The sequence below is a fragment of the Colwellia hornerae genome, from assembly GCF_007954355.1.
Lineage (GTDB): Bacteria > Pseudomonadota > Gammaproteobacteria > Enterobacterales > Alteromonadaceae > Colwellia_A > Colwellia_A hornerae.
The window spans coordinates 161,608-176,935 of the sequence record NZ_VOLR01000004.1 but is presented as its reverse complement, the minus strand read 5'-3'; the positions used below and the strand labels follow the sequence as shown (position 1 = coordinate 176,935).

Here is a 15,328-nt window from a genome sequence, read left to right as displayed (position 1 = left end):
GAAAACAATTCAAATTCTAAAAACATCTGTGGGCAATAACAAGCAAAAGGTTATAATACTAATCAAATTAAGCAAATGATCAATTTTAATGGTCTAAATATCCAAAAACAACGCTGTTTTTAATCCCAATAGCCAACTATTAGTTAATTAAGCGTCTTGTTCTTGAAAATTTATCTTCATTTAAATTTGAACCATTAATAAATTTAATGGGTATAGTGCCCCTTATAAAATTGTTAAATAAAGAGAGTAAATGTGAACGAAGTTGATTTTTCACCGATTAAGGATGAACTGCATACCATAGGTGATTATTTACGATTTGCCACCAGTGAATTTAATCAAGCAGAGCTGTTTTTTGGTCACGGTACTAATAATGCTTGGCATGAAGCGATAACTTTAGTGATGTTCGCTTTAAACTTGCCGGTAGAGTTAAATGAACAAGTGTTTAATTGCCGTTTAACATCAGCTGAAAAATCAGCCGTACTGGCTTTAATTGAACGACGCATAGTTGAACAATTGCCAGCGGCATACTTAACCAATCATGCGCAGTTTGTTGGTTTACCCTTTTATGTTGATGAACGCGTTTTAGTACCACGCTCTCCTATTGGTGAATTAATAGAACAACATTTTTCACCCCATTTTTCATCAGATAATCCACCTAAGCGTATTCTTGATTTATGTACGGGAAGTGGCTGTATTGCCATTGCCTGTGCGGTAGCATTTCCTGAAGCAGAGGTTGATGCCCTTGATTTGTCTATTGATGCATTAAACGTTGCACAAATTAATATTGAAAATCATGGCTTAACAGAACAAGTTATTCCAATTCAATCTGACGTTTTTTCTGGGGTTGAAGGGCTAAGTTATGATTTAATCGTAACTAATCCGCCTTATGTTGATCAAGAAGACGTTGACGCATTACCGCAAGAATACTTGCATGAGCCTGAAATGGGCTTAGGGTCGGGAGTTGATGGCTTAGATATTGTTCGTGAAATTCTTGCTCAAGCGGCGAGTTACTTAAATGAGAACGGTGTTTTAATTTGTGAAGTAGGTAACTCTCAAATTCATGTTGAGCATGTTTATCCACACGTACCTTTTACGTGGTTAACCTTTAAAAATGGTGGCCATGGAGTGTTTATGTTGACTAAGCAACAGTTAACAAAACATCAGAACAGTTTTACGCAAGCATTTGAACAAAAGTAATTTAGCTTATTCAACGTAATCGTGTATTCAAATAATAGAGAGAAGATTTATTCATGTCAGGCAATACCTTTGGAAAATTATTTACCGTAACATCATTTGGTGAAAGCCATGGTTTAGGCTTAGGTGCCATTATTGATGGTTGTCCGCCAGGTCTTGCCTTATCAGCAGCTGACTTACAAGACGATCTTGACCGTCGTCGTCCAGGCACTTCTCGTTATACCACGGCCCGCCGTGAAGCCGATCAGGTTAAAATTATGTCGGGTGTGTTTGAAGGTAAAACGACAGGCACGCCGATTGGACTGTTAATTGAAAATACCGATCAACGTTCAAAAGATTACGGTAATATTGCGCAAAGTTTTCGCCCGGGGCATGCCGATTATACCTATTGGCAAAAATATGGCATTCGTGACTATCGTGGCGGCGGAAGATCGTCAGCGCGTGAAACGGCTATGCGAGTTGCGGCAGGCGCCGTAGCTAAAAAGTACTTAAAAGAAAAGTTTAATGTTGAAATTCAAGGTTGTGTCACTCAAATAGGTGATATTTGTGCAACTAACATTGATTGGGATATTGTCGAAAATAACCCATTTTTCTTTCCTGACGAAACTAAGCTTGAAGCTTTAGACGAGTTACTACGCGGTATTATTCGTGAAAAAGACTCTATTGGCGCTAAAATAATGGTGCGAGCCACTAACGTTCCTGTTGGTTTAGGTGAACCTATCTTTGATCGAATGGACGCCGATATTGCTCATGCGCTTATGGGCATAAATGCCGTTAAAGGTGTTGAAATTGGTGATGGTTTTGCTGTTGTAAATCAAAGAGGCTCTGAGCATCGTGATGAGTTAACGCCCGAGGGATTTGCAAGTAATCACAGTGGTGGTATTTTAGGCGGAATTTCATCAGGACAAAGTATTGTTGCAAATATTGCGATGAAACCGACTTCAAGTATTGGTGTTAGCGGTAAAACTATTGATTTAGAAGGTAAAGCGACTGACCTAGTAACTAAAGGGCGTCATGACCCTTGTGTAGGTATTCGTGCGGTTCCTATTGCTGAAGCTATGCTAGCGCTAACCTTGATGGATCATTTTTTACGTCACCGCGGACAAAATGCTGATGTGGTTTGTGTGACACCTGATATTGAAGCCTAAGTAGTGTTTATTATTAAAAACCAAAAGTGATGACATCAGTTAAGTTTGTCAGACTGTCTTCGAGTTACTTTTGGTATTTCGCTATTTTAGGTTTGATCATTCCCTTTCTACCTATTTTTCTTGATGCCAAAAGCTTCAGCTCAATTGAAATAGGTGAAATCCTGGCTATTATTACAGCCACTAAAATCATCGGTCCAACCTTTTGGGCTTTTGCTGCCGATAAATCAGGTAAACAATTAGCTATTATTCGCAGTGGTGCTTTGTTGGCCTTATTGAGTTTTTCATTGCTTTTTTGGCTAAACGGTTATTGGCCAGTTGTTTTTTGTTTAGCGATTTTTAGCTTGTTCTGGACCGCAGTTTTACCTCAACTGGAAGTGCTTACTCTTAATTCTATTAGACGTAGTGCTAAAATCTATGCGCGTATACGCTTATGGGGCAGTATTGGTTTTATTTTCTTAGCGGTGATAGCTGGGGACTTAATTGAACGATATTCTGCAGATGCCTTTACTTACTTAGGGGTGACTGTGCTGGCGGGACTATTTCTTTCAAGCATGAAGTTAAGCCCTGCAAAAAAGATTAAAAATCGTGTGCAGCAGCTCGAAAAAATCAGCGATAAAATATTCAATCGCTCATTTATATTCTTTTTTCTTGCTGGACTGATGTTACAAATGAGTTTTGGTCCTTATTATGGCTTTTTTGCGCTCTACCTTCGAGAGCTCGCTTATCCGGGATTCGCGGTTGGAATCTTTATTACCATCTCGGTATTGGCTGAAATTCTTATTTTTATCTATGCGAGTATCTTCTTTCGATATTTCCGACTAAAAACCTTGCTAGCCATCAGCATCTTACTCACCTCGTTGCGTTGGTTTATGACGGGTAGTTTTGCCGACGTTATTTGGGTACTAGTTTTAGTACAATGTATACATGCGCTGAGTTTTGGTTTGTACCATAGTGTTTCCATTCAATTTATTCATCAACATTTTAATGACGATCAACAAAATCGCGGTCAAGCTATTTATATTGGTGGTGTTTATGGTTTAGGAGGTGCGATTGGCGCTTATATTGCTGGTATCGTTTGGCAGGGAGGGCAAGGCAGTGAACTTGCCTATAATCTAGCGGCATCTGCGGCGTTTATTGGTTTTTTGTTGGTTTTATTTATGCAAGATAGACAACAAGTTAATATTAGTCGCTAACGCTTTAACCGTGTCCTCATGCTTTATTTCTCTGCTATGTTCAATCTTCAACTTCAGTCTGGCGACTAATCACCAGACTGAAAATTATTTTTTGATTAATTAGTATTTAAAAGCACAGGGTCTCCTAAACCTAATGCTGTTAAACGTGGCAGTTGCGACTTTGCATCACCGACCACTAAGTAAATCATTTGCTGGTGGTGTAAATGTTGATTGGCTAACGATTTGATGGCAGCTAAAGTTAAGCTTTCAACTGATTTGGCTCGCGCTAATACATAGTTTATCGGCAAGTTGTATTGGCTAATATTTTCTAACATGGTGAGTTTTGCGTTATATGTTTCAAATTTTCTAGCATTACTCTTTAAATAATAACTTTTAGTGGTTGCTAAGTCTTGCTCAGTAAAATCAGTTTGATAATTTTCTACCAGCGATTTTATTAATGCCATAGCCTCTAATGTGACATTGGTGCGGACACCACTGCTAATGATAAACTCGCCACTTGATTTACTGCCGCTAAAACTTGAACGCACACCGTAGGTATAACCTTTTCCTTCCCGTAACTCTTGGGTGAGTTTTGAAGCGAAACTACCACCGCCTAAAATATAATTCATCACTTGCGCACTATAGAAATCTTTATGCATCGCTTTTAAAGCAGGGAAGCCAATTCTCAACTGCGACTGCTTAGCATCAGGTACATCATAGAAATATATTTTTGATGTCGTGGGCAGCGCTGCCGGTAACGCCTTAGGTAAAACAGCCTTGTTATTTAGCCAATTATGCTCTAATTGTTTAAAAGCCGTTAATACGCTTTTTTCATCTATATCACCAACAATATGAATATCGGTTAAATTTGGCGACAGTTTTGCTTTATAAAATACTTTTAAATCCGTTAAAGTGATTTTTTCAACAGACGGTAAAGTCCCTAATAAGTTATTTGATAAAATATTAGTTTGATCATAAAGCAATGTATTCATTTGGTTATTAGCTAATTGGTTGGGATTGGTTTGTTGCTGTATTATTTGACTAATAATATCTTGTTTGGTGAGTGCAAACTCTTTTTCATCCCAACGAGGCGCTACTAGCATTTCTGTGATCAAGTCGACGGTTGCTTGATAGTTTCTTGCTAAAGTACTTGCTGATAGCTTTATTGATTCTTGAGTGGCATAAATACTAATGGTGGCGCCAAGTTTATTAATCGCTTCTTCGAGCTGTTGAGGACTTTTATGCTGAGTGCCTTTATTCATCATCTCAGCGACTAAGTTGGCGACACCGACTTTTTGTGCATCGTCAAATAATAAGCCACCAGCAAAGGTTATCTCAAGTTGTACTAAAGGGACTTCGCTATTTTTTATCCCATAAAAATGTAAGCCATTGCTCAACTGACTTTGCCAAACTTTAGGCACAGATAGCGTTGGGGCTTTACCATATTTAGGTTCACTAGCACGATCGAAACTTGAGGGCGTTTTTACATAACTAGATTGCTGGGCAGCATCAAAACTTTGCTCTGCATTAGCGATAATCTTTTCTTCAATTATTTGTGCTTTTATCGAGCTGTCTAGCGCCAAGTTTTTTTGGCCTTTCGGTACAAAACTGGTGGCAACAAAACTTTTGTCTTTGATATATTGATAATAAACACGTAAAACATCTGCTTTGTTGACGGCCAATATATTTTTGGCTTCTTGGTTAATAAAGCCAGGGTCTTTAGTAAAGATATTATATTGTGCTAATTTAAAGCCCTTACCTAATACGCTTGAAAGCCCACGATAGAAGGCAGTTTCTTGACCTGCCTTTATCGTAGCGAGATCTTCATCACTAAAACCTTTTTCTTCAAACTCGCTAAGTGCTTGACTGATTGCTTGGTCAATCTGGTTTAGGTTAGTCTTTTCAAAACCTCGTACTTTTACCATTAATTGACCAGCTAACTCTGATTGGTAGTGAGACATGGTTACTCGAGAGGTCAAGGTTAATTGATCAATTAACTTTTGATTGAGCAGGGCTTTTTTACCATCACTGAGTAATTGAACTAAGACATTTAATGCGTAACTGTCTGAATGATACTGTGGGACTGTTGGCCAAGTTAGGCTGAGTTCGGGTAACTTAGCAAAATTATCTTCATGATAAATTTTCTTGGTTTTTGTTAGCTTTGCCGCTTGCTTGGCGAGCGGTGTTATTTCATTACCCGCTTTTATCTCATCAAAATATTTATGTACCCAAGCTTTTGCTTGTGCGGCATCAAAATCACCGGCAATAACCAAGGTCACATTATTGGGCACATACCAGCTTTTAAAGAAATCTTTAACATCTTGAAGTGTTGAGTTTTGTAAGTCGGATAATGAACCAATTACTTGCCAGTTGTATGGGTGATTTTCAGGATAAAGATTTTTATCAATAACATACTGGGTATGACCATAAGGTCGGTTGTCATAACTTTGTCTTTTTTCATTTTTTACCACTTGTTTTTCTTTGGCGAGTACTTGCTCGGTCACCGTATTGATGAAAAAACCTAGTTTGTCAGCTTCAGCCCAGATCATTTTTTCTAAAGCGTCATTGGGTACGGTTTGATAGTAATTTGTTCTATCGCGACTGGTCGAGCCGTTTGCGCCTGAACCGCCAATACGGGCACTCATTTTGTCTAAGCCACCTTTACCCAGATTTTCAGATTCTAAAAAGAGCAAATGTTCAAATAAATGAGCAAAGCCTGTGCGTCCTTGGGTTTCACGAGCGGAGCCAACATGTGCAGTTAATGCAACAGCAACAACTGGGTCTGAGCGGTCTATATGAAGTACAACTTCTAAGCCGTTAGCTAAAACGAACTTGCTATATTCAATATTGATGGCGTTATCGACAACAGTGGTTTTATCCGATTGTTGGCTGATTTTTACTGAGTCAACTGATTTTTCTGCTGTATTACAACCCGTGTTCGAAAGAACGGTTAATAATGAAAAGCTTAGTGCTGCCCATTTCATGAGAGTAACCTTATTTTAATGATGAAATATTATTGCTGATATTGTGCCTTTATTTCATCTAAACACCAATAAAAGTAATGTTGATAAATATGACCAAGATATAAAAAAAGCGCCATAAGCGCTTTTTTCAAATCTGTTTATATAAACTGTGGTTATTTATTTAACGCTTCACCTAAGTGAGGGCGAATATCTTTTAGAATAGTTTTTAATAAACGTGGGCAAGCAGCAACAATATTACCTGAAACAGTATGGTTGTGATCGCCAACAAAGTCAGTGACTAAACCACCCGCTTCAATAATTAATAATTCACCTGCAGCAGACTCCCAAGGTTTTAAACCAATTTGGAAGTATCCGTCAACGCGTCCGGCAGCGACATAGGCTAAATCTAATGCCGGAGAGCCTGAACTACGTAAATCTGATGATTTAGTAAATAATGTTTTAAACATGTCTAAGTAAGCGTTGCTGTGCTGCTTATGTTTGTATGGGAAGCCTGTTGCGACAATTGCACCAGAAAGTTCTTTATGTTGTTTTACACGAATTCGAAAGCCATTAAGTTGTGCACCTTTACCACGACTAGCAGTAAAAAGTTCACCGCGTGAAGGATCAAAGATGATGGCTTGATCTAATTTGCCTTTGACTTTCAAAGCAATAGAGACTGAAAAATGTGGGATGCCTTTAATAAAGTTTGTTGTACCGTTTATTGGATCAATAATCCACTGGAAGTCGTCATCTTTTCCTTTAATCACGCCACATTCTTCACCAACAATTGTGTGGTCAGGGTATGATTTTTTTAATGTTTCAATAATGGCTTCTTCAGCGCTTAGATCAGCACTAGTGACAAAGTCATTTGTCCCTTTTGCTTGAACTTCAACTTTATCTAATTGTTCAATGGCACGAACAATAACTTTACCTGCGTTACGCGCAGCGCGAATACCAATATTAAGCATAGGATGCATATAGAGACTACCTTTTACATATTTGTAAATTGAATTAAACAGTATAACAACTTTTATAAAGAACGAGGCTTGCCGCCGAGCGGATTTTCAAGCGCCGAGATTATAGCAAAGTTATCGGTAATTAGCGACATTGTTTTTTATATAAACTCACAAAGAAAAAGTTTGATAGATGTTTAATAACTAACACATAATTTTTCGCACTAACCATTTTCAACAAATTTGATGATTTTTTCTAAGCACAAGGTTAATGTTCTATGATAATATTATTATCAATTTTAGCCATCTAGATAGTTAATACCAGTAGGTAAAATTTATTTTATAAATTAACTATAAATTAACTATAAATTGAGTAATTTAAGATAATGTCAGAGCAATCATCACTTTTAAGCAATGTTCGGATTGTATTAGTTAATACTTCCGATTGTCGTAATATTGGTTCAGCCGCACGAGCAATGAAAACTATGGGGTTAAGTGAACTCATATTAGTTGATCCTATTGAAATGCCAAATGGTCAAGCACAAGCTTTAGCTGCAGGGGCTACTGATGTATTAAAAAATGCCAAGGTAGTTGCCACGTTAGCGGAAGCTATTAGTGATTGTGGTTTGGTTGTTGGTACCAGCGCACGTTCTCGTACTTTACCTTGGCCAATGCTAGAGCCAAGAGGTTGTGGAGAAAAACTTGTTGAAGAAGCTTATAATTTTCCAGTTGCTTTAGTGTTTGGTCGTGAAAGCAGTGGTTTAACTAATGATGAATTACAACTTTGTCATTTTCATGTGCAAATCCCGGCGAATCCTGATTACAGCTCATTGAACTTAGCGATGGCGGTTCAAACCTTAAGTTATGAAGTGCGGACCAGTTTTTTAATTGATCAACAAAAAGCCTTTCAAGCGAAAGGCGAAAATTTAAGTAAAAATTTACCGAAAAAGACACTTGATGAAGACGAGTATCCAATTATGGATGAAACTGAGCGCTTTTATCAGCACTTTGAAGATGCTTTAAAAGAGACAGGTTTTATAACGCCGAGTCACCCAGGTTTAGTGATGACTAAGTTACGCCGTTTATTTAATCGTGCCCGTCCCGATGTTAAAGAAGTCAAAATGATGCGTGGAATTTTAGCTTCAGTACAAAGAGCTGCTAAAGCAAACGATAAAGAAGCAAATAAAGAATAATAAAAGTAAGCAATCATACCCGTTACCATACAAAGTGCATTCTCAATCCCTGCATATTTGCCGATAACGGGTATATATTGGTACTTGCCTTAACCAATATGTAGAAGGATAGAATTATGTTCAGCCGTATCAGAGAAGATATTAAGAGTGTCTTTGATAGAGATCCCGCCGCTCGAAATACGCTAGAAGTTATTACCAATTATCCAGGTATGCATGCCATCTGGATCCATCGCTTGAGTCATAAGTTGTGGAAAAATAACTGGTATTTACTTGCGCGTAGCTTATCAACATTTTCACGCTGGTTAACCGGTGTTGAAATTCATCCTGGGGCAACGTTAGGACGTCGATTTTTTATCGATCATGGTATGGGCGTCGTTATCGGTGAAACCGCTGAAATTGGCAATGATGTTACCTTGTATCATGGTGTTACTTTAGGCGGCACAAGCTGGAATGCAGGCAAGCGTCATCCAACATTAGAAGACAACGTTGTTATCGGTGCAGGGGCACAAGTCCTTGGTCCTATTACTATCGGTAAAGGCGGCAAAGTCGGCTCTAATTCTGTGGTAGTAAAGGATGTACCTGCCAATGCTACTGCTCTCGGTATTCCAGCACGTATTATCAATGAAAAAAGTCAGTCAGAAAAAGATCAACGTGACCAAGTGGCGAAAAAGTTTGGTTTCGATGCCTATGCGGTATCTGCGGACAATCCTGACCCTGTCGCTAAAGCCATTGGTCGAGTACTTGACCATATGCATTTAATGGATAGAAAAGTTGCTGACTTGTGCAAAGAGGTTAATCAGCTTGGTGGTGAAGTGTGCCAAGAGGATTTACCCGAATTACGAGTGGGCGAATTTATTGAAGATGAAATCGCCGCGGCTAAACGCCGTGAAACACGCGTAGAGTCATTTGACCCTGAGATTTAATCGCCAATAATTGATCAGTTACCCGATGTTTTATCGCGATAAAATTAAGTTATCGCGCTATTAATTGCTTATTTTTACAACAGGTGTAGAATACTTGAGTAAAACAGTCAGGTATTTAGTTGACTATTTTATAAGGTTATGTAAAATTGCTAACGATTCGATAGGGGCACACAATGAAACTGACTTCAAAAGGGCGTTACGCCGTAACTGCTATGTTAGATGTAGCAATTCATGCAGTAACTGGACCCGTACCTTTAGCCGATATTTCAGAGCGTCAGGGTATCTCGTTGTCATATTTAGAACAACTATTCTCTCGCTTAAGAAAATACGGCCTAGTAAATAGTATTAGAGGCCCGGGTGGAGGTTATCGCTTAGGAATGTGTTCTGCAAAAATATCGGTTGCTGATGTTATCAATGCTGTTGATGAATCTATTAAAGCGACGAGATGTGACGGTAAAGGTAATTGCCAAAACGGTGACGAATGCTTAACTCATATGTTATGGGAAGGTTTAAGTGACCGAATCGAAGATTTTTTAAAAAACATAACGTTGGCCGAACTTGTTGAGCAACGTAATGTGAAATTAGTGTCTAGACGACAAGATAAAGCGCATGCGCAAGCAAATAAAGTCATGCCGTCATTAGAAACATTAATTAAAACCAAGAATATTATGCACGACATGCACTAAATGCGTGTTGTCAAACTGGAGAACGTTAGCGAATGAAGCTTCCTATTTATTTTGATTACTCAGCTACAACACCTGTAGATAAACGTGTTGCAGAAAAAATGATGCAGTATATGACTACTGACGGTTTTTACGGTAACCCTGCATCTCGTTCACACAAATTTGGCTGGCAAGCTGAAGAAGCGGTTGATATTGCTCGCAATCAAGTCGCCGAACTTCTTAATGCTGACCCACGTGAGATTGTTTTTACCTCAGGAGCAACTGAGTCTAATAACTTAGCCATTAAAGGCGCGGCCAATTTTTATCGTAAAAAAGGTAAGCACGTTATTACCTGTAAAACAGAACATAAAGCTGTTTTAGATACTTGTCGGGAACTAGAGCGTCAAGGCTTTGAAGTGACTTATTTAGATCCTGAAAGCAATGGCCTGATTGACCTTGATAAATTAGCAGCAGCTATGCGTGATGACACTGTATTAGTTAGTATTATGCATGTTAATAATGAAATTGGTGTTATTCAAGACGTTGCTGCAATAGGCGAAATGTGTCGAGCACGTAAAATTGTTTTCCATGTTGATGGTGCACAAAGTGTCGGCAAAATCGAAGTGGACATGGAAAAGTTGAAAATTGATTTAATGTCAATTTCAGCACATAAATTCTATGGTCCAAAAGGTATGGGCGCTATGTATGTGCGTCGTAAGCCTCGTATTCGTCTTGAAGCTCAAATGCATGGCGGCGGACATGAACGTGGTATGCGTAGTGGTACATTACCAACGCATCAAATCGTTGGTTTAGGTGAAGCTTGCCGTATTGCCAAAGAAGAAATTACTCAAGACATCGCTCACGTAACTGAAATGCGCGATCGTTTATGGGCTGGCTTGAACACGATGGAACAGGTTTTTGTTAACGGAGATTTTGATAATCGCTATCCGGGTAACTTAAACGTAAGTTTTAACTTTGTTGAAGGTGAGTCTTTGATTATGGCGCTTAAAGATTTAGCGGTATCTTCTGGCTCTGCATGTACTTCAGCTAGTTTAGAGCCTTCGTATGTTCTACGTGCTTTAGGTTTAAATGACGAAATGGCACATAGTTCAATTCGTTTTAGCTTCGGCCGTTTTACCACGACTGAAGAAGTAGACTACGCGATTACACTTATTCAAAAATCAATTGGGCATTTACGTGATATGTCACCACTTTGGGAAATGTTTCAAGACGGTATTGATCTAGACTCAATTGAATGGGCTGCTCACTAAGCATCCCCACTAAAAATTTTACTGATGAGCGGGCATTTTGTTTCGTTCATCGCTATTAGGAGAGAAATAATGGCTTATTCAGAAAAAGTAATTGATCACTATGAAAACCCACGCAATGTTGGCTCAATGGATAAAAATGATCCACAAGTAGCAACAGGAATGGTTGGCGCACCGGCATGTGGTGACGTAATGAAGTTACAACTAAAAATCAACGCTGACGGTATTATTGAAGACGCTAAGTTCAAAACTTATGGTTGTGGTTCTGCAATTGCGTCAAGCTCATTAGTGACTGAATGGGTAAAAGGTAAGTCAATTGACGAAGCAGGAAAAATTAAAAATACTGCTATTGCCGAAGAGCTTGCTTTACCGCCTGTAAAAATTCATTGCTCTATTTTAGCTGAAGATGCTATTAAAGCAGCGATTGAAGATTACCGCAGTAAAACTGCTTAAACATCGGAGTTATTTATGAGTGTTACAATGACGAAAGACGCAGCAGACCGTGTTCAGTCATTTATTACCAATCGAGGCAAAGGTCTCGGTTTACGTCTTGGTATTAAAACAACGGGATGTTCTGGTTTAGCTTATGTGATGGAATTTGTTGATGAGTTAAATGAAGACGATACATTGTTTTCAATCTCTGATGTGAATATCATTATCGATGGAAAAAGTTTAGTTTATCTTGATGGTATCGAAGTTGATTTTGTTAAGGAAGGTCTAAACGAAGGTTTTAAATTCACAAACCCGAATGCCAAAGGCGAATGTGGTTGTGGTGAAAGCTTTAACGTTTAATACCAAGTCTCTAAGACTTTCTAAATATTGCTGAGTAGCAAGCAACTTAGTCGCAGTGGTATATATTTTGTGAACGACTTAATGTTAAGTCGTTCGCTGGAGTTTTTGTGAATTATTTTCAGATTTTCGGTTTTACAGAGCAATATGAACTCGATGTTCATAAATTAGCTGATATTTACCAAACACTACAAAAAAAAGTACACCCAGACAAGTTCGCTCATGCTTCCAGTCAAGAGCAATTAGTCGCCGTTAAAAGATCAACCTTAATTAACGATGCCTATCAAACGCTAAAACATCCCTTAAAACGTGCACAATATTTATTAACATTACGAGAAAGTGATCAGCCTAATGAACAAGCTTCATTTAGTGATAACAGTTTTTTAATGCGCCAAATGGAATTACATGAAATGCTTGACGATGTTAAGCATGCTAACGACCATGAAGCTGCCATTCTAAGTTATGCTGCAGTATTAAATACCGGCTTTGAAGAACTCGCTTTAGAGATGCATACCTTACTTGATGAAAATTCCATCCAGTCAAACTTATTGGCGGGTGATAAATTACGAAAGTTAAAATTTTATCAAAAGTTACGCGTCGATCTCGATAAATTAGAAGATCAACTTTTCAATGACGACTGATCGTTAGTTCATATGAGTTTTTAGTTTAATAAAATAACAGCAAATCGATGTTTTTTTATTTACAATGAAATATCATACCGCCCGTTAATCGTAATCGAATATAAAAGAGTCTAAAAATGGCGTTATTACAAATAGCTGAACCTGGCCAAAGCACGGTTCCTCACGAACATCGCCTCGCCGCAGGTATTGATCTAGGTACAACTAACTCTCTTATCGCCAGCGTTAAAAGTGGTTTATCAGAAACCTTAGTTGATGGCGAAGGTCGAGATATATTACCTTCAGTGGTGAGTTACCAAGCGAATGAAGTATTAGTAGGTCATGCCGCTAAAGCACATTCGGTGAGTGATCCAGAAAATACTATTGTCTCAGCTAAACGCCTTATTGGTCGTTCATTAGTTGATATCCGTAAAAAATATCCTTCACTGCCCTATTCTTTTTCAGGTGATGAAAGTCACCCAAGTATCACTACTCGTACTGGTGAAGTTAACCCAGTGCAAGTATCGGCAGAGATATTAAAAAGTTTAAAGCAACGTGCTGAACATGCATTAGGTGGTGAGTTGACCGGTGTTGTTATCACTGTGCCTGCTTACTTTGATGATGCACAGCGTCATAGTACCAAAGATGCAGCAAAACTTGCCGACCTTAAAGTTTTACGTTTACTGAATGAGCCGACGGCAGCTGCAGTTGCTTACGGCTTAGACAGTGGCAAAGAGGGTATTATTGCCGTTTACGATTTAGGCGGTGGTACCTTTGATATTTCAGTCTTACGCCTCAATAAAGGTGTCTTTGAAGTATTAGCGACCGGTGGTGATTCCGCACTAGGTGGCGATGATTTTGACAATATTCTTGTTGATCACATTATCGAGCAGGCGGGTTTACAGCGCCCCTTGTCAGCAACAATAGAACGACAATTGTTACAACAAGCTTGTTATGTTAAAGAACAACTTACTGAGCATGAAGTTGTTGGTTTCTCATTAACCCTAGAAAATGCTGATGAAAAGCATGGCGATGTTAATCGTGAGATGTTTGAATCTTTAATTAATACCTTAGTGACTAAAACCTTACGTGCCTGTCGCCGCGCATTAAAAGATGCCGATATAACTGTTGATGATGTCATTGAAGTCGTTATGGTTGGTGGTTCAACACGTGTTCCTATGGTACGCCAACAGGTTGAAAAATATTTTAACCGTTTACCGTTAACCTCTATTGATCCCGATAAAGTGGTTGCCATTGGCGCTGCGATTCAAGCCGATATTTTGGCGGGGAATAAGCCCGACAGCGATATCTTGTTGCTTGATGTTATTCCATTATCACTCGGTCTAGAAACGATGGGCGGATTGGTTGAAAAAGTCATTCCTAGAAATACCACAATCCCCGTTGCTAAAGCACAAGAGTTTACCACGTTTAAAGACGGACAAACTGCAATGGCCGTTCACGTATTACAAGGTGAGCGAGAGCTTGTTGAAGACTGTCGATCGTTAGCTCGTTTTGAATTACGTGGCATTCCTGCGATGACCGCAGGTGCTGCTCATATTCGTGTCACGTTTAAAGTTGACGCTGATGGTCTATTAGAAGTTTCAGCGATGGAAAAGTCAACAGGGATAGAAACAGGGATAACAGTTAAGCCTTCATTTGGCCTTGAAGAACAAGAAATAACTCAAATGCTGCGTGATTCAATGAGCAATGCTCAGCAAGATATTCAAGCGCGCATGTTGAAAGAACAACAAGTTGAAGCTTCGCGAGTTATTGAATCAGTGCAGTCAGCACTGGTTAATGACAGCGCGTTACTCAATCAAGACGAAATTACCACAATAACTAATGCAATAACCGCTTTAGCGAAAATTGCCCAAAGCACGGTTGCCGATGATATTGAAGCAGCCATTGAAATATTAAATGAAAGTACCGCTATTTTTGCTGAACGTCGTATGGATTCTTCGATAAAAACAGCATTAGCAGGACATTCAGTAGACGAAGTTTAAAAACTTTTAGGAGCTAAGAAAATGGCGAAAATTATATTCCTTCCTAACGAAGACTTATGCCCAGATGGTGCAGTTGTTGAGGCAGAAAAGGGCGAAAGTGTACTTAACGTTGCATTGCGAAATGATATTGGCGTTGAGCATGCTTGTGAAAAAGTATGTGCTTGTACCACTTGTCATATGATCATACGTGAAGGCTTTGATTCAATTGCAGAAAGTGATGAGCTTGAAGATGACATGCTAGATAGAGCTTGGGGATTAGAGCCTGAATCTCGCTTAGGCTGTCAAGCGCTGGTTGGCGATGAAGACTTAGTTGTTGAAATCCCAAAATATACCGTGAATATGGTTTCTGAAAACCACTAATCATTATTATTGATTTGATAGATAGGGCAGTAACATTAATATGTTACTGCCCTTTTTTATTGTCGCTTCGCTATAATATTTAA

14 protein-coding genes are annotated in these 15,328 nt (G+C 38.8%); 12 read left to right on the top strand and 2 right to left on the bottom strand.

What is annotated here, in order from left to right:
• Window positions 1-252 precede the first annotated feature (252 nt).
• The 3 genes from prmB to ESZ26_RS04135 are packed head-to-tail and all read left to right on the top strand — an operon-like array spanning window position 253 to window position 3,535.
• Window positions 253-1,197: a 50S ribosomal protein L3 N(5)-glutamine methyltransferase gene (prmB, locus tag ESZ26_RS04145; protein ID WP_146798287.1), complete on the top strand. Its 945-nt coding sequence runs from the start codon at window positions 253-255 to the stop codon at window positions 1,195-1,197.
• A gap of 53 nt (window positions 1,198-1,250) precedes the next feature.
• Window positions 1,251-2,342 (top strand): chorismate synthase, encoded by a 1,092-nt coding sequence (gene aroC / locus ESZ26_RS04140; RefSeq protein WP_146798285.1) that lies wholly within the window; start codon window positions 1,251-1,253, stop codon window positions 2,340-2,342.
• 29 nt (window positions 2,343-2,371) lie between these two features.
• Complete coding sequence (locus ESZ26_RS04135) at window positions 2,372-3,535, top strand: MFS transporter (RefSeq protein ID WP_146798283.1); 1,164 nt, start codon at window positions 2,372-2,374, stop codon at window positions 3,533-3,535.
• A gap of 95 nt (window positions 3,536-3,630) precedes the next feature.
• On the opposite strand, the gene ESZ26_RS04130 is transcribed toward ESZ26_RS04135, so the two are convergent.
• Both ESZ26_RS04130 and suhB read right to left on the bottom strand, forming a co-directional pair.
• Complete coding sequence (locus ESZ26_RS04130; protein WP_146798281.1) at window positions 3,631-6,498, bottom strand: M16 family metallopeptidase; 2,868 nt, start codon at window positions 6,496-6,498, stop codon at window positions 3,631-3,633.
• Window positions 6,499-6,650: 152 nt separating this feature from the next.
• Window positions 6,651-7,454 (bottom strand): inositol-1-monophosphatase, encoded by an 804-nt coding sequence (suhB, locus tag ESZ26_RS04125; protein WP_146798279.1) that lies wholly within the window; start codon window positions 7,452-7,454, stop codon window positions 6,651-6,653.
• A 362-nt stretch (window positions 7,455-7,816) separates the two neighbouring features.
• Here suhB and trmJ point away from each other — a divergent pair, with 362 nt between their 5' ends.
• From trmJ to fdx, 9 genes are all read left to right on the top strand, one after another.
• Window positions 7,817-8,623 carry a tRNA (cytosine(32)/uridine(32)-2'-O)-methyltransferase TrmJ gene (trmJ, locus tag ESZ26_RS04120; protein ID WP_146798277.1) on the top strand — a complete coding sequence of 269 codons (807 nt, stop codon included), beginning with the start codon at window positions 7,817-7,819 and terminating at the stop codon, window positions 8,621-8,623.
• Between the two features lie 116 nt (window positions 8,624-8,739).
• On the top strand, window positions 8,740-9,546 hold the full coding sequence (gene cysE, locus ESZ26_RS04115) for a serine O-acetyltransferase (protein WP_146798275.1): 807 nt from the start codon (window positions 8,740-8,742) through the stop codon (window positions 9,544-9,546).
• A gap of 173 nt (window positions 9,547-9,719) precedes the next feature.
• On the top strand, window positions 9,720-10,232 hold the full coding sequence (gene iscR, locus ESZ26_RS04110; RefSeq protein ID WP_146798273.1) for a Fe-S cluster assembly transcriptional regulator IscR: 513 nt from the start codon (window positions 9,720-9,722) through the stop codon (window positions 10,230-10,232).
• A gap of 32 nt (window positions 10,233-10,264) precedes the next feature.
• Entirely contained in the window at window positions 10,265-11,479 is a 1,215-nt protein-coding gene (locus tag ESZ26_RS04105; RefSeq protein ID WP_070376087.1) for an IscS subfamily cysteine desulfurase, read from the top strand.
• A 69-nt stretch (window positions 11,480-11,548) separates the two neighbouring features.
• Window positions 11,549-11,929 (top strand): Fe-S cluster assembly scaffold IscU, encoded by a 381-nt coding sequence (gene iscU / locus ESZ26_RS04100; protein ID WP_070376088.1) that lies wholly within the window; start codon window positions 11,549-11,551, stop codon window positions 11,927-11,929.
• A 15-nt stretch (window positions 11,930-11,944) separates the two neighbouring features.
• Window positions 11,945-12,268, top strand: coding sequence for an iron-sulfur cluster assembly protein IscA (gene iscA, locus ESZ26_RS04095; protein WP_070376089.1), 324 nt, complete (start codon window positions 11,945-11,947; stop codon window positions 12,266-12,268).
• Between the two features lie 107 nt (window positions 12,269-12,375).
• A complete protein-coding gene (gene hscB, locus ESZ26_RS04090) occupies window positions 12,376-12,906 on the top strand; it encodes a co-chaperone HscB (RefSeq protein WP_146798271.1) in 531 nt (176 codons plus the stop codon).
• Window positions 12,907-13,022: 116 nt separating this feature from the next.
• Window positions 13,023-14,885 carry a Fe-S protein assembly chaperone HscA gene (hscA, locus tag ESZ26_RS04085; protein WP_146798269.1) on the top strand — a complete coding sequence of 621 codons (1,863 nt, stop codon included), beginning with the start codon at window positions 13,023-13,025 and terminating at the stop codon, window positions 14,883-14,885.
• Between the two features lie 21 nt (window positions 14,886-14,906).
• Complete coding sequence (gene fdx / locus ESZ26_RS04080) at window positions 14,907-15,245, top strand: ISC system 2Fe-2S type ferredoxin (RefSeq protein WP_070376092.1); 339 nt, start codon at window positions 14,907-14,909, stop codon at window positions 15,243-15,245.
• Window positions 15,246-15,328: the final 83 nt, after the last annotated feature.